Raw genomic sequence first — 21396 nt, 5'->3', positions numbered from 1 at the left:
ATAGGATGGACGCTCGTGACCCCCGCCGACCTGGCTGAGCTGCTCAAAATCACCGCCGCAGCGGTGCTGGCCGAGCATGACCTCGACGTGTCGGTGTTGCCGCAGACAGTCACCGTGGAACGTCCGCGGAATCCCGAGCACGGCGATTATGCCAGCAACCTGGCGCTTCAGCTCGCCAAGAAAGTCGGGGCAAACCCCCGTGACCTGGCCGGTTGGCTCGCCGAGGCGCTGACCCAGGTCGACGGCATCGCCTCTGCTGAGGTAGCAGGACCGGGCTTCATCAACATGCGCCTCGAGACTTCGGCGCAGGCCAAGATCGTCAACGATGTCATTGACGCCGGCGCGGCGTACGGCCACTCCGCCGAACTGGCCGGTCACAAGATCAACCTGGAATTCGTCTCGGCGAACCCGACAGGTCCGATCCACATCGGCGGTACCCGCTGGGCAGCGGTCGGTGACGCGCTGGGCCGCCTGCTGTCCACGCAGGGCGCCGAGGTGGTGCGGGAATATTACTTCAACGACCACGGCGCCCAGATCGACCGATTCGCCAGCTCTCTGGTCGCAGCGGCCAAAGGCGAGCCCACCCCGGCGGATGGCTACGCGGGCGCCTACATCGGCGACATCGCCGCGCAGGTCTTGGAAAAGGCCCCCGACGCACTGAGCCTGCCAGAATCCGAGATGCGCGAAACGTTCCGCGAAATCGGTGTCGATCTGATGTTCGCCCACATCAAAGAGTCGCTGCACGAATTCGGCACGGACTTCGACGTTTACACCCACGAAGACTCGATGCACACCAGCGGCCGCGTCGAGGAGGCCATCGCCCGGCTTCGTGAGACCGGCAACATCTACGAGAAGGACGGCGCAACGTGGTTGCGCAGCAGTGCTTTTGGTGACGACAAGGACCGCGTCGTGATCAAGAGCGACGGCAAGCCGGCCTATGTCGCAGGTGATCTCGCCTATTACCTGGACAAGCGGCAACGCGGCTTCGACTTGTGCATCTACATGTTCGGCGCCGACCATCACGGATATATCGCGAGGCTCAAGGCCGCCGCCGCCGCGTTCGGCGACGATCCCGCCACCGTCGAAGTGCTGATCGGCCAGATGGTCAACCTGGTCCGTGACGGTCAGCCGGTCCGGATGAGCAAGCGGGCCGGCACCGTGATCACGCTTGACGACCTGGTCGAGGCGATCGGCGTAGACGCTGCCCGGTACAGCTTGATCCGCTCGTCGGTGGACACACCCATCGACATCGACCTGGCACTCTGGTCTTCGGCGTCCAATGAAAACCCGGTCTATTACGTGCAATACGCGCACGCTCGGCTGTCGGCGCTGGCACGCAACGCCGCCGAATTGGGCCTGATCGCTGACACGGACCACCTCGAGTTGCTCAACCACGATAAAGAGGGCACGCTGCTGCGCACCATCGGCGAATTCCCCCGGGTACTCGAAACCGCTGCCTCCCTGCGGGAACCGCACCGTATATGCCGCTACCTGGAAGACCTCGCCGGCGACTATCACCGGTTCTACGACTCGTGCCGCGTGCTGCCTCAGGGCGACGAGCAGCCTACCGACCTGCACACGGCACGCCTGGCGCTGTGCCAGGCCACTCGTCAGGTGATTGCCAACGGGTTGGCAATACTGGGCGTCACTGCTTCGGAGCGCATGTGAACGTTCATCCCGCCGGTCCCCGGCACGCCGAAGAGACCCGCCCCGCCAGTGGTCCGCCGCGGCCTCAGTCGGCGGACGAACTGCTGCGACTGGCCCTGAATGTGTGGCCGCGCAACACTATTCGTGACCAAGACGGCGTGACCCACATTGCAGGGGTCAAGCTGACCGACCTCGCCGGAGAATACGGCACTCCGCTGTTTGTTGTCGACGAAGACGACTTCCGCTCTCGCTGTCAAGAGACCGCCGCGGCGTTCGGCGGCGGAGCGAATGTGCATTACGCCGCGAAAGCATTCCTGTGCAGCGAAATTGCGCGCTGGATCGACGAAGAAGGGCTCTCGCTCGATGTGTGCACCGGCGGAGAGCTGGCCGTTGCGCTGCACGCCGGCTTCCCGCCGGAGCGGATTACCCTGCACGGCAACAACAAATCGGTCGCGGAGCTGACAGCGGCAGTCAAGGCCGGCGTCGGGCACGTGGTTTTGGACTCGATGATCGAGATCGAGCGCCTAGACGCGATCGCCGGCGAGGCGGGCATCGTCCAAGACGTTCTGGTGCGCCTCACCGTAGGCGTAGAAGCACATACCCACGAGTTCATTTCCACCGCCCACGAGGACCAGAAGTTTGGACTGTCGGTGGCCAGCGGTGCGGCGATGGCAGCGATCCGACAGGTATTCGCCGCCGATCACCTGCGACTGGTCGGTCTGCACAGCCACATCGGTTCGCAGATCTTCGACGTCGCCGGCTTCGAAGTCGCCGCACACCGTGTCATCGGCCTCCTGCGCGAGGTGGTCGGTGAATTCGGTTCCGAGAAGACCGCGCAGCTATCCACCGTCGATCTCGGTGGCGGGCTGGGTATCTCGTATTTGCCACCTGACGATCCGCCCCCGATCGCCGAGCTGGCCGCCAAGCTCAGCGGCATCGTGAACAAGGAATCAGCGGCCGTCGGGCTGCCTGCACCGAAACTGGTTGTCGAGCCCGGACGTGCCATCGCCGGGCCGGGCACCATCACGCTTTATGAAGTCGGCACCGTCAAGGACGTCGACGTGAGTGCCAGCGCGAACCGCCGCTACGTCAGCGTCGACGGCGGCATCAGCGACAACATCCGCACCGCACTGTACGACGCGCAGTACGACGCCCGGTTGGTGTCACGACTGAGCGAAGCGCCGGCGGTGCTCGCGCGCATCGTCGGAAAGCACTGCGAAAGCGGCGATATCATTGTGCGCGACACATGGGTGCCGGATGACCTGCAACCCGGCGACCTGCTCGGGGTCGCCGCTACCGGCGCATACTGCTATTCATTGTCGAGCCGTTACAACATGATCTGTCGTCCCGCAGTAGTCGCGGTGCGCTCCGGGCAGTCACGCCTGATACTGCGCCGCGAGACGGTCGACGATCTGCTGAGTCTGGAAGTGAGGTGACCCGTGGCGGGTGACGAAAAGGCAATCGGCGTAGCAGTACTCGGTTTCGGCAACGTCGGCAGCGAAGTCGTCCGCATCATCGAGGACAGCGCGCAGGATCTCGCAGCCCGTGTCGGCGCGCCCTTGGTGCTGCGCGGTATCGGTGTCCGTCGTGTGGCCGACGACCGTGGTGTGCCGATCGATCTGCTCACGGACGACATCGACGAACTCGTGTCACGCGACGACGTCGACATCGTCGTCGAACTGATGGGTCCGCTAGAGCCGGCTCGCAGGGCCATCCTCGGTGCGATGAAGCACGGCAAGTCCGTCGTCACGGCGAACAAGGCGTTGCTGTCGATATCCACCGGCGAACTGGCACAGGCCGCTGAAAACGCGCATGTTGACCTGTATTTTGAGGCGGCGGTCGCAGGCGCCATCCCCGTCATCCGTCCGCTGACTCAGTCGCTGGCCGGAGACACGGTGCTGCGGGTGGCCGGCATCGTCAACGGCACCACCAACTACATCCTCTCGGCCATGGACACCACGGGCGCCGACTACGACAGTGCCCTGGCTGACGCGAGCGCGTTGGGATACGCCGAGGCCGATCCCACTGCCGACGTCGAAGGTTACGACGCCGCTGCCAAGGCCGCGATCCTGGCCTCCATCGCGTTCCACACCCGGGTGACCGCCGACGACGTATACCGCGAGGGCATCACCAAGATCACCCCGGCCGACTTCGTGTCCGCGCGGGCGCTGGGTTGCACCATCAAGCTCCTGTCGATCTGCGAACGCATCACCATCGACGAAGAGCAGCAACGACTTTCGGCCCGGGTCTATCCAGCGTTGGTGCCGTTGTCGCATCCCCTCGCCTCGGTCAACGGAGCGTTCAACGCGGTGGTGGTCGAGGCCGAGGCGGCGGGTCGTCTGATGTTCTACGGCCAGGGTGCCGGCGGCGCGCCAACCGCGTCGGCGGTGACGGGTGACCTGGTGATGGCGGCCCGCAACCGGGTGCTGGGCAGCCGCGCGCCGCGCGAGTCCAAGTACGCTCAACTTCCGGTCGCGCCAATGGGCTTCATCTCTACCCGCTATTACGTCAGCATGAACGTCGCCGACAAGACCGGTGTCTTGTCTTCGGTAGCAGCCGAATTCGCCAAGCGCGAGGTGAGCATCGCCGAGGTCCGCCAGGAAGGTGTGGCGGACGAGGGCGGACGGCGGGTGGGAGCCCGCCTCGTGGTGGTCACCCACCATGCCCCCGAGGCCGCACTTTCCGAAACCGTCGAAGCGCTCGCGGACTTGGACGTGGTCCAGAGCGTCACAAGCGTGCTGCGACTCGAAGGAAACGGCCGGTGAGCGCCCCTCGGACGGCCGTCCACCAACCTTGGCTGGGGGTGATCGCGGCGTACCGCGACCGCCTGCCGGTTGGCGACGATTGGACCCCGGTAACACTGCTCGAAGGCGGCACCCCGCTGATTGCCGCAACCCGGCTCTCCGAAAAGACCGGCTGCACCATCTATCTCAAGGTCGAGGGGCTCAACCCCACCGGTTCCTTCAAAGACCGGGGCATGACGATGGCGGTCACCGATGCGGTTGCCCGTGGGCAGCAGGTGGTGTTGTGCGCATCGACGGGAAACACCTCGGCGTCGGCAGCAGCGTACGCCGCCCGCGCCGGCATCACCTGCGCGGTGTTGATACCGCAGGGCAAGATCGCGATGGGCAAGCTCGCGCAGGCGGTTATGCACGGCGCCAAGATCATCCAAATCGACGGCAACTTCGACGACTGCCTGGAACTGGCCCGCAAGATGACGTCCGACTTTCCGTCGATCTCCTTGGTCAACTCGGTCAACCCGGTGCGAATCGAAGGTCAGAAGACGGCGGCTTTCGAGATCGTTGACGCGCTGGGCGAAGCACCGGACGTGCACGCGCTTCCGGTCGGTAACGCGGGCAACATCACCGCCTACTGGAAGGGCTATACCGAGTACCACCGCGACGGTGTCATCGACAAGCTGCCGCGCATGCTGGGCACTCAGGCTGCGGGCGCGGCGCCGTTGGTGCACGGCGAGCCGGTGAGCCATCCGGAGACCATCGCTACCGCGATCCGGATCGGCGCACCGGCATCGTGGGCTTCGGCCGTAGCGGCTCAACAGGAGTCCAACGGGCGCTTCCTGGCCGCTACCGACGAGGAGATCCTTTCCGCGTACCACCTGGTCGCCGGCACCGAAGGCGTCTTCGTCGAACCCGCGTCCGCGGCCAGCATCGCGGGGCTGCTGAAGGCCATTGACGACGGCTGGGTGGCCCCCGGTTCGACCGTGGTGTGCACTGTGACCGGCAATGGTCTGAAGGATCCCGACACGGCGCTAAAGGACATGCCGATTGTTTCTCCGCTGCCCGTAGATCCAGTCGCTGTCGTCAAGCAGTTGGGATTGACGTAGTGGCGATCGCGAGCGCGGCGGAGCCGGGCGAAGCGGGTCGCCACGTATCGGACCCTGTGGCGATCGCGAGCGCGGCGGAGCCGGGCGAAGCGGGTCGCCACGTATCGGACCCCGTGCTGCCTGCCGGGCTGGTGGGAAGCGCCGTGGTGTCGGCGTCGAGCGCCAACCTCGGCCCGGGCTTCGACAGCATCGGCCTGGCGTTGAACCTGAGTGACGAGATCGTAGTCGAGACAACGGATTCCGGCTTGGTCGTGGACGTCGAGGGCGAGGGTGCCGACCACGTCCCGTTCGGCCCCGATCACCTCGTGGTGCGAGCCGTCACTCGTGGGCTGCAAGCGATGGGAGTCAGCGCTGCCGGCCTGGCGGTGCGTTGCCGCAACGCCATTCCGCATTCGCGCGGGCTGGGCTCTTCGGCGGCTGCGGTCGTGGGCGGTCTGGCTGCCGTGAATGGCCTTGTCACGCAAATGGATTCAAAACCAATGAGCGAAACCCAGCTGATCCAACTGGCGTCAGAGTTCGAGGGTCATCCCGATAACGCCGGGGCTGCCGTACTCGGCGGCGCGGTGGTGTCGTGGATCGACCGCAGCCGCGGTGCGCCGGTCTACTCGGCGGCGTCGCTGCGACTACACCCGGAGATCCAGCTTTTCCTGGCGATTCCGCAGGAGCATTCGTCGACCGCGGAGACTCGCGTATTGCTTCCGGCCCAGGTCAGCCACGAAGAAGCCAGGTTCAACGTCAGCCGAGCTGGGTTGCTGGTGCTGGCATTAACCGAACGGCCAGACCTGCTGATGGCGGCCACCGAAGACGTGCTGCATCAGCCGCAACGCGCTCTGGCGATGCCGGCTTCCGCGGAATATCTGCGACTCCTTCGGCGTCATAACGTGGCAGCAACGCTTTCCGGCGCGGGACCTGCGGTGATTGCACTAAGTACGGAGGCGGAGTTGCCCACCGAAGCGTTGCAGTTCGGTTCCGCAAATGGGTTTCACATCACCGAGATGACCGCCGGCGACGGAGTTCGCTGGAGCCCGGGAGTCACGGTCGCCAGTTGAAACACGCCCTTGCCGGTGGGTTTGCTTGCTTCGCGCAGGGAAGCGGGCTATCCTCGGAGCCGTCCAGCAATCGCAGCATCTGCATCTGCATCCATACTGCCTAACCGCTAGGACAACTTACCAATTCTTCTCGTGGACGAGGTTCGCCGCTTTATACCGCCAATCCTGGCGATCACCGTTGCAGAGTCGATGAGGCGCATTCGGCAATCTAGCTGAATGCTCCGATGGTTCAGAAACCCTCGTATGACCTGATCAGCGAGGGAAGAAAGGAAATCCGTGACCGATACGGACCTCATCACGGCTGGCGAAAGCACCGAGGGCGATGCGCCCTCGAATGCCGTGACCTCCGACATTTCCGACGTCAAGACCGCTGCGTCGGGCGGCTCCCTGGCCACCATGGTGCTACCCGAACTGCGCGCGCTGGCTAATCAAGCCGGTGTCAAGGGCACGTCGGGAATGCGTAAGAACGAACTGATAGCCGCAATCCGGGAAATCAGGGGACAGGCCAACGGCGCATCCGCCAGCGCTGCCCCGTCCGCCCCCGCAACCGAAGAGGCTGCCGAGACTTCGGCCCCGCAGTCGTCGGCCAGTACCGAAAGTCCGGCTGTCCAAGAGCAGCAGAAGGATTCGTCAGCCGAGGCGCCGCGCCGCGAGCGCCGCAATGCCTCCAGGGAAGCCTCCCGGGACGCCGGATCGGGGTCCCGCACGGCCACCCAGCCGGATCGCGAGAGTGCGACGCCCGACGCGGATGACAAGCGTCAGGACGGCCGACAGAACGCCAAGCCCGATGAGACCGCTCCAGACGCCGACTCCAACGGCGACCAACAAAGCTCGGGCGGGCAGCAGCCTCGCGGCGGCTCGAACCAGCAGGAAGACGACGGCGAGGGACGTCAGGGCCGGCGGGGACGCCGGTTCCGGGACCGCAGGCGCCGCGGCGAGCGCACAGGCGAAGGTGCCGACACCGAACTGCGGGAGGACGACGTCGTCCAGCCCGTGGCAGGCATCCTCGATGTTCTCGACAACTACGCGTTTGTGCGCACGTCGGGTTACCTGGCCGGCCCGCACGACGTCTACGTGTCGATGAACATGGTGCGCAAGAACGGCCTGCGCCGCGGTGACGCGGTGACCGGCGCGGTTCGGGTGCCCAAAGAAGGCGAGCAGCCCAACCAGCGGCAGAAGTTCAACCCGCTGGTACGGCTGGACACCGTCAACGGCGGACCTGTCGAGGACGTCAAGAAGCGTCCCGATTTCCAGAAGTTGACGCCGCTTTACCCCAATCAGCGGCTGCGTCTGGAAACCACCCCGGATCGGCTGACCACCCGGGTCATCGACTTGATCATGCCGATCGGCAAGGGCCAGCGTGCATTGATCGTGTCGCCGCCCAAGGCGGGCAAGACGACGATCCTGCAGGACATCGCCAACGCGATCACCAAGAACAACCCGGAATGCCACCTCATGGTCGTGCTCGTCGACGAGCGGCCTGAGGAGGTCACCGACATGACTCGCTCGGTCAAGGGCGAGGTCATCGCCTCGACGTTCGACCGGCCGCCATCAGATCACACGTCGGTTGCCGAGCTGGCGATCGAGCGCGCCAAGCGCCTGGTAGAGCAGGGCAAGGATGTCGTGGTGCTGCTCGACTCGATCACCCGCCTGGGCCGCGCCTACAACAACGCATCGCCGGCATCGGGCCGCATCCTGTCCGGTGGCGTCGACTCGACCGCGCTCTACCCGCCCAAGCGGTTCCTAGGCGCCGCCCGCAATATCGAAGAAGGCGGATCGCTGACCATCATCGCCACCGCCATGGTCGAAACCGGCTCCACCGGCGACACGGTGATCTTCGAAGAGTTCAAGGGCACCGGTAACGCCGAGCTCAAGCTGGACCGCAAGATCTCCGAGCGGCGCGTCTTCCCCGCGGTCGACGTGAACCCGTCGGGTACCCGCAAGGACGAGCTGTTGTTGTCGCCCGACGAGTTCGCCATCGTGCACAAGCTGCGCCGCGTGCTGTCGGGTCTGGACTCCCACCAGGCCATCGACCTGCTGATGTCGCAGCTACGTAAGACGAAGACCAACTACGAGTTCCTGGTTCAGGTGTCCAAGACGACGCCCGGCTCCATGGACAACGACTAACTGGCGATCGCGAGCGCGGCGTAGCCGGGCGAAGCGGGTCGCCAGCATCGGACAGCTGGCGATCGCGAGCGCGGCGTAGCCGGGCGAAGCGGGTCGCCAGCATCGGACAGCTGGCGATCGCACTCCAGGTCCCACCCAGCCGGGGACGCGCCCATTCCGGCCTGCCACCATCGACGCATGGCCGAGACGCTTCAGCAACTGCTTCGTGAGCGTTTGGAGCAGGACACGCCCGCGCTCAAATACGGCGAGCGAGTGTGGACTTGGCGCGAACACCTCGCCGATGCCAGCGCCACCGCCGCGGCCCTGATCCGCGCCGCCGACATGGACCGACCGCTGCATGTCGGGGCCTTGCTGGGCAACACCCCCGAGATGCTCACCGCCATGGCGTCGGCTGCCCTCGGCGGATATGTGCTGTGCGGGATCAACGACACGCGCCGCGGTCCCGCGCTGGTCCGGGACATCGTGCGCGCCGATTGCCAGATTCTGCTCACCGATCCGTTGCATCGGGAGCTGCTCGACGGTCTCGACCTGCCCGGCGTGCAGGTGTTCGACGTGACCAGCGAGTCCTGGTCCGCCCGGCTGGCCGATGCGGGACCGCTGACCCCGTATCGCGAGGTCACCCCGACCGATACGGTCATGATGATCTTCACCTCGGGGACCAGCGGGGAACCGAAAGCGGTGCAAATCGCCCACCTGACCGTCCTGTTTGCCGGAATGAACCTGATCGGGCGCTTCGAGATCACCGGCAGTGACGTCTGCTACCTGTCGATGCCGTTGTTTCACTCGAACGCGTTGCTGGCCGGTTGGAGCGTGGCAGTGGGTGCCGGCGCGGCCATGGTCCCCGCGACATTCTCGGCCTCCGGACTGCTGCCCGACCTGCGGCGATACGGCATCACTTACATGAACTATGTCGGTAAGCCGCTAGCCTACGTGCTGGCCACCCCCGAACAACCGGACGACCACGACAACCCGCTGCGGGTCGCGTTCGGAAACGAAGCAAGCGAGCGGGATATCGCCGAGTTCAGTCGCCGGTTCGACTGCACGGTGTGGGACGGCTTCGGCGCCACCGAAGGCGCCATCATCATCACCCGAGAAGACGGCTGCCCGCCGGGGTCGCTGGGCCGGGGTTTCCCTGGGGTTGCCATCTACAACCCCGAGACGCTCACCGAGTGCCCACCGGCCACCTTCGGTGAAGACGGTGCGCTGACCAATGCCGACGAGGCGATCGGCGAATTGGTGAACACCACGGGCGCCGGTTTGTTCTCCGGTTACTACAACGATCCGGATGCCACCAGCGCGCGGCTTCGCAACGGCATGTACTGGTCGGGGGACCTCGCCTACCGGGACGCCGACGGCTGGATCTACTTCGCCGGACGCAGCGGAGACTGGCTGCGCGTCGACGGTGAGAACATGACCACGGCGCCGATCGAACGAATCTTGCAGCGGCTGACGCCGGTCAGCCAGGTTGCCGTGTACGCGGTGCCCGACGAACACGTCGGCGACCAGGTGATGGCAGCGATCGTGCTGGCCGACAACGCCGATCTGACGCCCGAGGAGTTCGGCGAATTCTTGGCCGGCCAGCCCGATCTGTCTCCGAAGGCCTGGCCCCGACGGGTCTGGCTCACCGATCGCCTGCCGGCTACAGCGACCAACAAGGTCCTCAAGCGCGAGCTCTCCGCTCGTGGCGCCACTCCCCACGGGGGCGTGCTGTGGACGCGCAACGGGAAAAGCAGCACTTATACCCGGCTGGATCGTGACGAGATCCGTCACCGCTCACGCGACACTTAAATCGCTGCGACGACACGCCGGTGAGCGCCGCAGTAGCTTAAGTTTGGCGAAACGAACGGTGCCCGGCGGCCCGGGAATGCGCGGGTGCATCTGTGTGTTTGGGCTGATGTTGGTTGACCTGGCATAATCGACGGTCGACCACCCCAGGACCGGTTCAGGTCCGGAGGAGTTCGAGCCCGACCGCCCGATCGCTCAAGGCGGTGGCGGGCGGCCAACGATCGAAGGGGACAGCATGAAATCAGACATTCATCCGGCCTACGAGGCGACGACGGTGGTCTGCGGATGTGGCAACACCTTCGAGACACGCAGCACCAAGCCGGGCGGTCGCATCGTGGTCGAAGTGTGTGCTCAGTGCCACCCGTTCTACACCGGAAAGCAGAAGATCCTGGACAGCGGTGGCCGGGTGGCTCGCTTCGAGAAGCGCTACGGCAAGCGCCCCAAGGCCGACGCGGCTTCAACCGACAAATAGCTGGCTCACCGACGCCCGAACTGTGCTGGAAATTGCACAGGCCGGGCGTCGGTTCGCGTTTGCGGTGGATCGTGCGAAGAGGTGCAAGGAGGTGACACATGACGCAGCCGGTACAGACCATTGACGTGCTGCTCGCCGAGCACGCGGACCTGGAGCGTGCGCTGGCCGATCCCGAACTGCACAGCAAGCCCGACGAGGCGCGCAAGGCCGGACGCAGGTTCGCCCGACTGGCGCCGATCGTCGCCACCTACCGCAAGCTGGTGTCGGCGCGCGACGACCTGGAGACTGCGCGCGAGCTGGTCGCCGACGACGAGTCATTCGCCGAAGAGGTCACGGAATTGGAATCGCGGGTGGCCGAACTGGACACCCAACTCACCGACATGCTGGCCCCCCGCGACCCGCACGACGCCGACGACATCCTCCTCGAAGTCAAATCCGGTGAGGGAGGCGAAGAATCCGCATTGTTCGCCGCCGACTTGGCCCGGATGTACATCCGCTATGCCGAGCGACACGGCTGGAACGTGACGGTGCTGGACGAAACCACGTCGGATCTGGGCGGTTACAAGGACGCTACTTTGGCCATCGCGAGCAAGGGCGACAGCGCCGACGGGGTGTGGTCACGCATGAAGTTCGAGGGCGGTGTGCATCGCGTCCAACGGGTACCCGTGACGGAATCTCAAGGGCGGGTGCATACTTCGGCCGCAGGCGTGCTGGTGTATCCGGAACCCGAAGAAGTGGGCGAGGTCCAGATCGACGAGTCGGATCTGCGTATCGACGTCTACCGCTCGTCGGGGAAGGGCGGCCAGGGCGTCAACACCACCGACTCCGCGGTGCGGATCACCCACCTGCCCACCGGGATCGTGGTCACCTGTCAAAACGAACGCTCGCAGCTGCAGAACAAGACGCGGGCGTTGCAAGTGCTCGCCGCGCGGCTGCAGGCGATGGCCGAGGAGCAGGCACTGGCCGACGCCTCGGCGGACCGCGCCAGCCAGATCCGCACGGTCGACCGTAGCGAACGTATTCGCACCTACAACTTCCCGGAGAACCGGATCACCGATCACCGAATCGGCTACAAGTCACACAATCTCGACCAGGTGCTCGACGGGGACCTCGATGCGCTGTTCGACGCGCTGGGTGCCGCCGACAAGCAGTCCCGGCTGCAACAGACGACATGACCCAACTGCTCCGCGCGATCGACTCCGCCGCGGCACTGCTGGCCGACGCGGGAATCGACTCCGCCCGTTACGACGCCGAGCTGCTGGCCGCTCACCTGGCCAGCACCGACCGCGGCCGGCTCGCGGTGCTCGAGCCCCCCGACGAAGAATTCTTCGGGCGCTACCACGACGTCGTCGCCGCGCGTTCGCGTCGAATTCCCTTGCAGCACATCATCGGGACTGTGGCTTTCGGCCCGGTTGAATTGCATGTGGGCCCGGGTGTGTTCATACCTCGCCCGGAGACCGAGTCCATCTTGGAATGGGCGACCGTGCAGCGACTTGGGACGCAGCCGCTGATCGTCGACCTGTGTACGGGATCCGGCGCATTGGCGGTCGCGCTGGCCAACCACTGGCCGGCTGCCCGCGTGGTCGGCGTCGACGACTCCGAGGCAGCCCTCGAGTACGCGCGGCGCAACGTGGAGGGCACGGCGGTAGAACTCGTGCGCGCCGACATCACGAAGCCGGGCATGCTTCCCGGACTCGACGGACAGGTCGACTTGCTGGTGGCCAACCCGCCCTACGTGCCGGAGGATGTCCCGCTGGAACCCGAAGTAGCCCAACATGATCCGCCGCACGCGGTGTTCGGCGGCCCGGACGGGATGGCAGTGATCGCGGCCGTCGTCGACCTCGCCGGACGCTGGCTGCGTCCCGGTGGCCTGCTGGCCGTCGAGCACGACGACACCACGTGGTCGTCAACCGTCGAATTAGTGTCGAGCACAGGCCTTTTCGACGATATAGCGGCGCGGCACGATTTGGCTGGCCGACCCAGGTTCGTGACGGCAGCAAGGAGTGTTGCCGTTGAGTGACACGTACGACTGCGCAGATCCTGACCAGCGTGCGGGCGGAATCGCTGCGGCGGTAGAAGCGCTCAAGGCCGGCCGACTCGTCGTCATGCCGACCGACACCGTCTACGGCATCGCCGCCGACGCCTTCGACAGCGCCGCGGTGGCCGCGCTGCTGTCGGCAAAGGGCCGCGGACGCGATATGCCGGTGGGTGTGCTGGTCGGTTCGTGGCACACCATCGAAGGCCTGGTCTACACCGTGCCCGACGGCGCCCGCGAACTGATTCGCGCATTCTGGCCCGGCGCGCTGAGTCTGGTGGTGCGGCAAGCCCCGTCGTTGCAATGGGATCTGGGCGACGCCCGCGGCACCGTGATGCTGCGCATGCCGTTGCAACCGGTCGCCATAGAACTACTGCGCGAGGTGGGGCCGATGGCGGTGTCGAGCGCCAACGTCTCGGGCCGCCCACCCGCCGTCGACGCGGACGAGGCGCGCAATCAACTGGGCGATCTCGTCGACGTCTACCTGGACGCGGGCCCGTCCGCGCAGCAGGCCGCCTCCACGATCGTCGACCTGACCGGCGAGACGCCCCGCGTGCTCAGAGCGGGACCGGTGAGCACCGAGCGGATCGCCGAAGTCCTCGGCGTCGACCCGGCCAGTCTGGTCGACTAGCACGCGCCAGCTCTCAAGGGGCGAGGCTACGAACGTCCACGCCGCGGATTTCATCCGTAAGCCCCACGTTCGGCGAAAGGCGTCCGGCAACCCATCGCGGTTGTCCGCGACTCAGGTTGGTGCAGTACGGTCTCGACGTGTCCAGCGATGTAACCAGCCTTGCCGGTGGTTTGCTCGCGCTGTCTGATCGCGGTGCCGGTGTCCCGTTGCGTGAGCTCGCGCTGGTCGGGTTGACCGCCGCGATCATCACCTACTTCGCAACCGGGCCGGTCCGGGTGCTGGCCACTCGATTGGGAGCCGTCGCCTACCCACGGGAGCGCGACGTGCACGTGACCCCGACCCCGCGGATGGGCGGGCTGGCGATGTTCCTCGGCGTGCTGGCCGCGGTCTTCCTGGCGTCCCAACTTCCGGCGCTGACCCGTGGCTTCGTCTACTCCACCGGCATGCCCGCGGTGCTGGTGGCGGGCGCGGTGATCATGGGGATCGGGCTGATCGACGACCGCTGGGGCCTGGACGCGCTGACGAAGTTCGCCGGTCAGATCACCGCGGCAAGCGTGCTCGTGACCATGGGGGTCGCCTGGAGCGTGCTGTACATCCCGATCGGCGGCGTCGGCACCATCGTCTTAGACCAGGCGTCTTCGATCCTGCTCACCCTGGCGCTGACCGTCTCGATCGTCAACGCGATGAACTTCGTCGACGGGCTCGACGGCCTGGCGGCCGGGTTGGGACTCATCACGGCGTTGGCGATCTGCATCTTCTCGGTCGGTTTGCTTCGCGACCACGGCGGTGACGTGCTGTTCTATCCGCCCGCCGTGATCTCGGTGGTGCTGGCAGGCGCATGCCTCGGCTTTTTGCCGCACAACTTTCACCGCGCCAGGATTTTCATGGGCGACTCGGGTTCGATGCTGATCGGCCTGATGCTGGCCGCGGCCTCCACGACCGCCGCCGGACCCATCTCGCAGAACGCTTACGGTGCTCGCGACGTGTTTGCTCTGCTGTCACCGTTCCTGCTGGTGGTCGCGGTGATGTTCGTGCCGATGCTCGACCTTCTCCTGGCGATCGTCCGCCGCACCCGCGCCGGCCGCAGCGCGTTCAGCCCCGACAAAATGCACCTGCACCACCGGCTGCTGCAGATCGGCCATTCACACCGCCGGGTGGTGCTGCTGATCTACCTCTGGGTCGGCATCGTCGCCTTCGGCGCCGCGAGCACGATCTTCTTCAATCCCCGGCACACCGCGGCGGTGATGCTGGGCGCGATTGTGGTTGCCGGAATCGCGACGGTGATCCCGCTACTGCGTCGCGGTGATGGCTACGACGACGACTTCGAGGATGACCACCGCGAGGACTACGACACAAAGTAGTAGTGGGCTCTACCATATGGTACGGTGCAGCTAGAACCCCGAAAACCAACCTCTCTGGTCGCTGGCTACCCGGCAGATCGGACGCTGATTCGACCGTGCCGACGCACGACCGACAAAGGAGCTACCCCTTGGGTGATTCCGACGTGACGACTGCGATACGCTCTGCGGGCCACCGATCGGTCAGTTGGGTGGTATCGGCTCCATCAACCTGGGATTGAGGTGCTGCGGTGACGACACCAGCGCAAGACGCGCCGTTGGTGTTTCCCGCTGTTGCTTTCCGACCCGTTCGCCTGTTCGTCATCTGCGTTGTGCTCACCGCGGCCGCGACGCTCGGGGCTGCCTACATCAACCATCTGATGCTCGGCGTGTTCTTCGGTGTTGGATTGCTCCTGGGTTTGCTCAACGCCCTTCTGGTGCGGCGTTCGGTCGGAGCGATCACGGCCCAAGAGCACCCGCTGAAAAGGTCGATGGCGTTCAATTCGGTGTCGAGGCTGACGGTCATCACCGTTGTCGGGCTGGTCATCGCTTACGTTTTCCGGCCGGCCGGCTTGGGCGTGGTGTTTGGCCTGGCCCTGTTCCAGGTACTACTTGTGTTTTCCACCGCGCTGCCGGTCGTGAAGAAGCTGCGCGAAGGGGAACCGACGGCCGCTGCATCGCAAGGGACGGAAGGGGGGAGCACCAGTGACGACTGAGATGGTCCTGGCCGCCGGCCAAATCGAGGTCGGCCATCACCACAAGGAACACTGGCTGGGGTTGGTGGTCAATGTCGATACGGTGATATCGACCGCCCTCGCCGCGCTGATCGTCCTCGCGCTGGCTTTCTACCTGCGCAGGAAGGTCACCTCGAAGGATGTGCCTGGCGGGGTCCAGCTGTTCTGGGAGGCCATCACCATCCAGATGCGCGATCAGATCGAAAGCGCAATCGGTATGCGGATCGCCCCGTTCGTGCTGCCGTTGGCGGTCACCATCTTCGTGTTCATCCTGATCTCCAACTGGCTGTCGGTGCTGCCCCTGCAATACAAAGACCCAAAAACGGGAAAGGCCGCCGAGTTGCTTACACCGGCGGCGGGTGACATCAACTACGTGCTGGCGCTCGCACTTTTCGTGTTTTTCTGCTACCACGCTGCCGGGGTCTGGCGCCGTGGGATCCTCGGCCATCCGATCAAGCTCGTCAAGGGCCACGTCGCATTCCTGGCGCCGATCAACATCGTCGAAGAACTCGCCAAGCCGATCTCGTTGTCCCTCCGACTTTTCGGCAATATATTCGCCGGCGGCATCTTGGTGACGCTGATCGCGGCCCTTATCCCGTCGGTCGTCATGTGGGCGCCCAATGCGATTTGGAAGTCGTTTGACTTGTTTGTCGGCGCCATTCAGGCCTTCATCTTCTCCATCCTGACGGTGTTGTACTTCAGCCAGGCGATGGAGATCGAGGACAACCATGACTGAAACCGCCACGAATTGGCCTGGCGCACGCACTATTACAGAAGCCTGGTAGACCGCTACCAGATAGCCACCAGATAAAGGAGGACAAGGTATGGATCCCGTGATCGCTCAGGGTGCACTCATCGGCGGCGGCATGATCATGGCCGGCGGCGCGATCGGTGCCGGTATTGGTGACGGTATCGCCGGTAACGCGCTGGTTTCGGGTATCGCCCGGCAGCCGGAGGCTCAGGGTCGCTTGTTCACGCCGTTCTTCATCACCGTCGGTTTGGTCGAGGCGGCCTACTTCATCAACCTGGCGTTTATGGCGTTGTTCGTCTTCGCAACTCCCGTCAAGTAATCCGCTGTGATGGGGGACGCGACCGCGATTGTTCTGGCCGCGAGCCAGGCAGCCGAGGAAGGCGAGAACAACAACTTCCTCGCGCCTAACGGCACCTTTTTCTTCGTGCTGGCCATCTTTCTCATCGTGCTTGCCGTCATCGGCACCTTCGTGGTGCCGCCGATCATGCGCGTGCTGCATGAACGCGAGGCGATGGTCAACAAGACGACTGCCGACAACAAAAAGTCGGCGGAGCAGTTCGCCGCCGCCCAGGCCGATTACGAAGAGGCCATGAAGGAAGCCCGACTCGAGGCGTCGTCGTTGCGCGACAATGCCCGGGCAGAGGGACGCAAGGTCGTCGACGACGCGCGCGCGGCCGCCGAACAGCAGGTGGCAACGACATTGGCGATGGCCAATGAGCAGTTGAAGCGGGAGCGCGATGCCGTGGAACTGGATCTGCGTGCCAACGTCGCGTCCATGTCATCCACCCTGGCGAGTCGAATTCTCGGCGTCGACGTCACGCCCTCGGCTGCGACGAGGTAACCATCGATGGACGTTTTTGTCGGACAGCTGATCGGGTTCGCGCTCATCGTTTTCCTGGTGGTGCGTTATGTAGTGCCGCCGGTGCGCCGTTTGATGACGGCACGCCAGGAAACCGTGCGCCAGCAGTTGAAGGATTCGGCCGCCGCCGCCGAGCGGCTGACCGAATCGACTACGGCGCACAGCAAAGCCGTCGAAGCCGCCAAAGAAGAGGCGAAGCGGGTTGTCGAAGAGGCCAAGTCAGACTCCGAACGCATCGCCGAACAGTTACAGGCCCAAGCCGAAATCGAGGCGGAGCGCATCAAAGCGCAGGGTGGTCGGCAAGTTGACCTGCTGCGCGCACAACTGACCCGTCAGCTTCGTCTGGAGCTAGGCCACGAATCGGTGCGTCAGGCAGGCGAATTGGTGCGCGACTACGTGAGCGATGCGCGGCAGCAGTCGGCCACGGTGGATCGGTTTCTGGACGAGCTCAACGCGATGGCACCGGAGACGGCTGAGGTCGAGTCTCCCGTGTTGGCAAAGCTGCGATCGTCGAGTCGCCTGGCGCTGGGCAACGTGGTGGAGCGATTCGAAACCATTGCCGGGAACCTCGACGATCAAGGACTGGAAAAGCTCGCCGATGAGCTGGTCAAAGTAGCCAGCATGCTGAATCGCGAAATTGTGGTAACCCGGTATCTCACTGTGCCCGCAGAAGATTCGGGTCCCAGGGTCAGATTGATCGAGCGCATACTCGACGGCAAGGTCGCCGATCCCACGCTCGACATGCTGCGGGCAGCCGTTTCGGAACGTTGGTCGGCCAACCGTGACCTGGTCGACGCGATAGAGCACCTGTCGCGGCAAGCCCTGTTGAAAGTCGCGGAAAACGAGGGGCGGATCGACGAGGTCGAGGACCAGTTGTTCCGATTTTCCCGCCTTCTTGAAGCGCAGCCACGCCTCGCCATCCTGTTGGGCGATCACACAAGCCCGGCCGAAGGCCGCATCAGCTTGCTGCGCAATGTGCTCAAGAGCGCGAGCGGCAGAGGTAACAGGCTTACGAATGCGCTGCTGGCCCACACCGTCGAGTTGTTGAGGGGTCACCAGACCGCCGATGAGGCCGTCGAATTCTTGGCCGAATCGGCAGTGGCGCGGCGCGGCGAAATCGTCGCGCAAGTCAGCGCTGCGGCCGACCTCACCGACGCACAGCGCACGCGCCTCACCGAAGTATTGAGCCGCATCTACGACCATCCGGTGGCCGTGCAGTTGCAAATCAACGACGAACTCCTCGGTGGCCTCTTGATCTCCGTAGGCGACGAGGTCATCGACGGCACCCTCAAGTCTCGTCTGACCGCGGCCGAGGCTCAGTTGCCCGACTGAAAAACGAAGCCCCGACTGAAAAACCAAGCCCGACGAAAACACGAACTAGTCAGCACAAATCGAAGTAGGAAGACGAAAAGCCATGGCAGACTTGACAATCTCCGCTGATGACATTCAGAGCGCCATTGAGGAGTACGTAAGTTCCTTCACCGCCGACACTTCCCGCGAAGAGGTGGGTACGGTCGTCGACGCCGGCGACGGCATCGCGCACGTGGAAGGTTTGCCGTCCGTCATGACCCAGGAGCTGCTCGAGTTCCCGGGCGGAGTCCTTGGCGTCGCGCTCAACCTCGACGAGCACAGCGTCGGCACCGTGATCTTGGGCGACTTCGACAAGATCGAAGAAGGCCAACAGGTCAAGCGCACAGGCGACGTGCTGTCCGTGCCGGTCGGCGACGCGTTCCTGGGTCGGGTGGTCAACCCGCTCGGCCAGCCGATCGACGGCGGCGGCGACATCGAGACCGACGAGCGGCGCGCGCTGGAGCTTCAGGCGCCGTCCGTGGTGCAGCGACAAGGCGTGAAAGAGCCGCTACAGACTGGGATCAAGGCTATCGACGCCATGACGCCGATCGGTCGCGGCCAGCGCCAGCTGATCATCGGCGACCGCAAGACGGGAAAAACCGCCGTCTGTGTCGACACCATTCTCAACCAGCGGCAGAACTGGGAGAGCGGCGACGAGAAGCTGCAGGTGCGCTGCGTTTACGTGGCCATCGGCCAGAAGGGCACCACGATCGCCGCCGTCCGCCGCGCGTTGGACGAGGGCGGGGCGATGGACTACACCACGATCGTCGCGGCGCCGGCCTCGGAATCTGCCGGCTTCAAATGGCTTGCGCCGTATACCGGTTCGGCCATCGCCCAGCACTGGATGTACCAGGGCAAGCACGTGCTGATCGTCTTCGACGACCTGACCAAGCAGGCCGAGGCCTACCGGGCCATCTCGCTGCTGCTGCGCCGCCCGCCGGGCCGCGAGGCCTATCCCGGCGACGTGTTCTACCTGCACTCGCGGCTGCTCGAGCGCTGCGCCAAATTGTCCGAAGACCTCGGTGGCGGTTCGCTGACCGGCTTGCCGATCATCGAGACCAAGGCCAACGACATCTCGGCATACATCCCGACCAACGTCATCTCGATCACCGACGGTCAGTGCTTCCTGGAGACCGACCTGTTCAACCAGGGCGTCCGGCCGGCCATCAACGTCGGCGTCTCGGTGTCCCGCGTTGGTGGGGCCGCCCAGATCAAGGCCATGAAAGAGGTGGCGGGAAGTCTGCGCCTGGACCTGTCCCAGTATCGCGAGCTGGAAGCCTTCGCCGCCTTCGCCTCTGACCTGGACGCCACGTCAAAGGCGCAGTTGGAACGCGGTGAGCGGTTGGTGGAGCTGCTCAAGCAGCCACAGTTCCAGCCGATGCCCGTTGAGGAGCAGGTGGTTTCGATCTTCCTCGGCACCGGCGGTCACCTGGACTCGGTGCCGGTTGAAGATGTCAAGCGATTCGAAGCCGAACTCCTCGACCACATGCGGGCCTCCGAGGAGAAGTTCCTCGAAGGCATCCGCTCGACCCAGAAGATCAGTGAGGAAGAGGAAGAACAGCTCACTGAGATCATCAACCACTTCAAGAAGGGTTTCGCGGCCACCGGTGGCGAATCGGTGGTGCCCGACGAGCACGTCGAGGCCATGGACGAAGAGGAACTCGAAAAGGAAAAGGTTCAGGTCAAAAAGGAGAAGGGCAAGGACCAAAAGGAATCCAAGGAAACCAAGAAGGAATCCACGGACGTTAAAAAGGAATCCAAGCAAGACTCCGGCAAGGACTCTAAGCAGGAATCCAAGCAGGACTCGGGCAAGGACAAGAAGTAGCTAACCATGGCTGCCACACTTCGCGAACTGCGCGGCCGCATCCGCTCGGCAGGGTCGATCAAGAAGATCACCAAGGCCCAGGAGCTGATCGCCACCTCGCGCATCGGTAAGGCACAGGCCCGGCTGCAATCCGCGCGGCCCTACGCATTCCAGATCACGTCAATGCTCCTCACCCTGTCCGCCGAAGCCGCTCTGGACCATCCGCTGCTCGTCGAGCGACCGCAGCCGAAGCGGGCAGGTGTCCTGGTGGTGTCTTCCGACCGTGGTTTGTGCGGCGCGTACAACTCCAGCATCTTCCGTCGCTCCGAGGAGCTCTTCTCGCTGCTGAGAGAGGAAGGCAAGCAGCCGATTGTTTACACGGTTGGCCGTAAAGCGCTGAACTACTTCAAGTTCCGCAACTGGGACATCACCGAATCGTGGACGGGCTTCTCCGAGCAACCCCAGTACGAGAACGCCGCCGAGATCGGTTCGACGTTGGTCGATGCGTTCATGAAGGGCACGGAGGAGCAAGACGAGGATCAGCAGTCCGAAGACGTGCAGAGCGTCGACGAACTGCACATCGTCTACTCGGAGTTCAAGTCGATGATGTCGCAAAAAGCGGTAGCCCACCGCATTGCCCCGCTGGTGGTGGAATACGTCGAGGAAGAAGAAGAGGGGCTACACACCCTGTACTCCTTCGAGCCGGATGCCACGACCCTGTTCGGTGCGCTGCTGCCGCGGTACCTGACCACCCGTGTGTACGCGGCGCTGCTGGAATCGGCGGCATCGGAACTGGCGTCGCGTCAGCGGGCAATGAAGTCGGCGACCGACAACGCCGACGAGCTCATCAAAGAGCTCACTCTCGAGGCGAATCGCCAGCGACAGGCCGAGATCACCCAGGAAATCAGCGAAATCGTCGGTGGCGCAAACGCGCTCGCCGACGCCGCCGCCAACTAGCCCCACAAGGAAGC

18 protein-coding genes and 1 pseudogene are annotated in these 21396 nt (G+C 64.6%); all 19 read left to right on the top strand.

The window, feature by feature from the left end:
• Positions 1 to 15 precede the first annotated feature (15 nt).
• A complete protein-coding gene (gene argS, locus A5791_RS09790) occupies positions 16 to 1668 on the top strand; it encodes an arginine--tRNA ligase (protein WP_067234627.1) in 1653 nt (550 codons plus the stop codon).
• Entirely contained in the window at positions 1665 to 3083 is a 1419-nt protein-coding gene (lysA, locus tag A5791_RS09785; RefSeq protein ID WP_067234624.1) for a diaminopimelate decarboxylase, read from the top strand. The genes argS and lysA overlap by 4 nt, the downstream gene beginning before the upstream one ends.
• Positions 3084 to 3086: 3 nt before the next feature.
• Entirely contained in the window at positions 3087 to 4412 is a 1326-nt protein-coding gene (locus tag A5791_RS09780) for a homoserine dehydrogenase (protein WP_067234621.1), read from the top strand.
• On the top strand, positions 4409 to 5491 hold the full coding sequence (gene thrC, locus A5791_RS09775) for a threonine synthase (RefSeq protein ID WP_067234618.1): 1083 nt from the start codon (positions 4409 to 4411) through the stop codon (positions 5489 to 5491). The genes A5791_RS09780 and thrC overlap by 4 nt, the downstream gene beginning before the upstream one ends.
• A 113-nt stretch (positions 5492 to 5604) precedes the next feature.
• Entirely contained in the window at positions 5605 to 6540 is a 936-nt protein-coding gene (gene thrB / locus A5791_RS09770) for a homoserine kinase (protein WP_067234774.1), read from the top strand.
• Between the two features lie 276 nt (positions 6541 to 6816).
• Positions 6817 to 8667 (top strand): transcription termination factor Rho, encoded by a 1851-nt coding sequence (rho, locus tag A5791_RS09765; RefSeq protein WP_067234615.1) that lies wholly within the window; start codon positions 6817 to 6819, stop codon positions 8665 to 8667.
• A 177-nt stretch (positions 8668 to 8844) separates the two neighbouring features.
• On the top strand, positions 8845 to 10455 hold the full coding sequence (fadD1, locus tag A5791_RS09760; protein WP_067234612.1) for a fatty-acid--CoA ligase FadD1: 1611 nt from the start codon (positions 8845 to 8847) through the stop codon (positions 10453 to 10455).
• A gap of 232 nt (positions 10456 to 10687) precedes the next feature.
• Complete coding sequence (rpmE, locus tag A5791_RS09755) at positions 10688 to 10924, top strand: 50S ribosomal protein L31 (protein ID WP_067234608.1); 237 nt, start codon at positions 10688 to 10690, stop codon at positions 10922 to 10924.
• 98 nt (positions 10925 to 11022) lie between these two features.
• Positions 11023 to 12099, top strand: coding sequence for a peptide chain release factor 1 (gene prfA / locus A5791_RS09750; protein WP_067234604.1), 1077 nt, complete (start codon positions 11023 to 11025; stop codon positions 12097 to 12099).
• On the top strand, positions 12096 to 12944 hold the full coding sequence (gene prmC, locus A5791_RS09745; protein ID WP_067234601.1) for a peptide chain release factor N(5)-glutamine methyltransferase: 849 nt from the start codon (positions 12096 to 12098) through the stop codon (positions 12942 to 12944). Before prfA ends, prmC begins: the two co-directional genes overlap by 4 nt.
• Positions 12937 to 13590, top strand: coding sequence for an L-threonylcarbamoyladenylate synthase (locus A5791_RS09740; protein WP_067234771.1), 654 nt, complete (start codon positions 12937 to 12939; stop codon positions 13588 to 13590). The genes prmC and A5791_RS09740 overlap by 8 nt, the downstream gene beginning before the upstream one ends.
• Before the next feature lie 119 nt (positions 13591 to 13709).
• Positions 13710 to 14951 carry a UDP-N-acetylglucosamine--decaprenyl-phosphate N-acetylglucosaminephosphotransferase gene (gene rfe / locus A5791_RS09735; protein WP_156661114.1) on the top strand — a complete coding sequence of 414 codons (1242 nt, stop codon included), beginning with the start codon at positions 13710 to 13712 and terminating at the stop codon, positions 14949 to 14951.
• A gap of 227 nt (positions 14952 to 15178) precedes the next feature.
• The gene (locus tag A5791_RS09730; RefSeq protein WP_067234598.1) at positions 15179 to 15643 is read left to right on the top strand and encodes an ATP synthase subunit I; all 465 of its coding nucleotides are present in this window, start codon (positions 15179 to 15181) and stop codon (positions 15641 to 15643) included.
• A gap of 1 nt (position 15644) precedes the next feature.
• Positions 15645 to 16397: a F0F1 ATP synthase subunit A gene (gene atpB, locus A5791_RS09725; RefSeq protein WP_067234768.1), complete on the top strand. Its 753-nt coding sequence runs from the start codon at positions 15645 to 15647 to the stop codon at positions 16395 to 16397.
• A gap of 88 nt (positions 16398 to 16485) precedes the next feature.
• Complete coding sequence (locus tag A5791_RS09720; protein WP_067234595.1) at positions 16486 to 16731, top strand: F0F1 ATP synthase subunit C; 246 nt, start codon at positions 16486 to 16488, stop codon at positions 16729 to 16731.
• A 9-nt stretch (positions 16732 to 16740) separates the two neighbouring features.
• Positions 16741 to 17253: a F0F1 ATP synthase subunit B gene (locus A5791_RS09715; protein WP_067234591.1), complete on the top strand. Its 513-nt coding sequence runs from the start codon at positions 16741 to 16743 to the stop codon at positions 17251 to 17253.
• Between the two features lie 6 nt (positions 17254 to 17259).
• The gene (locus A5791_RS09710; RefSeq protein WP_067234588.1) at positions 17260 to 18603 is read left to right on the top strand and encodes a F0F1 ATP synthase subunit B/delta; all 1344 of its coding nucleotides are present in this window, start codon (positions 17260 to 17262) and stop codon (positions 18601 to 18603) included.
• An 82-nt stretch (positions 18604 to 18685) separates the two neighbouring features.
• Positions 18686 to 20332, top strand: a pseudogene (gene atpA / locus A5791_RS09705) (F0F1 ATP synthase subunit alpha); the annotation flags it as partial.
• Between the two features lie 120 nt (positions 20333 to 20452).
• Positions 20453 to 21382, top strand: coding sequence for a F0F1 ATP synthase subunit gamma (locus A5791_RS09700; protein WP_067234584.1), 930 nt, complete (start codon positions 20453 to 20455; stop codon positions 21380 to 21382).
• Positions 21383 to 21396: the final 14 nt, after the last annotated feature.

The sequence above is a fragment of the Mycobacterium sp. 852002-51163_SCH5372311 genome (genome assembly GCF_001667115.1).
Taxonomy (GTDB): Bacteria; Actinomycetota; Actinomycetes; order Mycobacteriales; family Mycobacteriaceae; genus Mycobacterium.
Note: the sequence above shows the minus strand (reverse complement) of the source record. Positions and strands in the feature narration are given on the sequence as shown.

Coding starts and splice junctions, on each gene's coding strand:
- fadD1 (WP_067234612.1), top strand. CDS start 8,845: ATGGCCGAGACGCTTCAGCAACTGCTTCGTGAGCGTTTGGAGCAGGAC.
- rpmE (WP_067234608.1), top strand. CDS start 10,688: ATGAAATCAGACATTCATCCGGCCTACGAGGCGACGACGGTGGTCTGC.
- prfA (WP_067234604.1), top strand. CDS start 11,023: ATGACGCAGCCGGTACAGACCATTGACGTGCTGCTCGCCGAGCACGCG.
- prmC (WP_067234601.1), top strand. CDS start 12,096: ATGACCCAACTGCTCCGCGCGATCGACTCCGCCGCGGCACTGCTGGCC.
- atpB (WP_067234768.1), top strand. CDS start 15,645: ATGGTCCTGGCCGCCGGCCAAATCGAGGTCGGCCATCACCACAAGGAA.
- A5791_RS09720 (WP_067234595.1), top strand. CDS start 16,486: ATGGATCCCGTGATCGCTCAGGGTGCACTCATCGGCGGCGGCATGATC.
- A5791_RS09715 (WP_067234591.1), top strand. CDS start 16,741: ATGGGGGACGCGACCGCGATTGTTCTGGCCGCGAGCCAGGCAGCCGAG.
- A5791_RS09710 (WP_067234588.1), top strand. CDS start 17,260: ATGGACGTTTTTGTCGGACAGCTGATCGGGTTCGCGCTCATCGTTTTC.
- A5791_RS09700 (WP_067234584.1), top strand. CDS start 20,453: ATGGCTGCCACACTTCGCGAACTGCGCGGCCGCATCCGCTCGGCAGGG.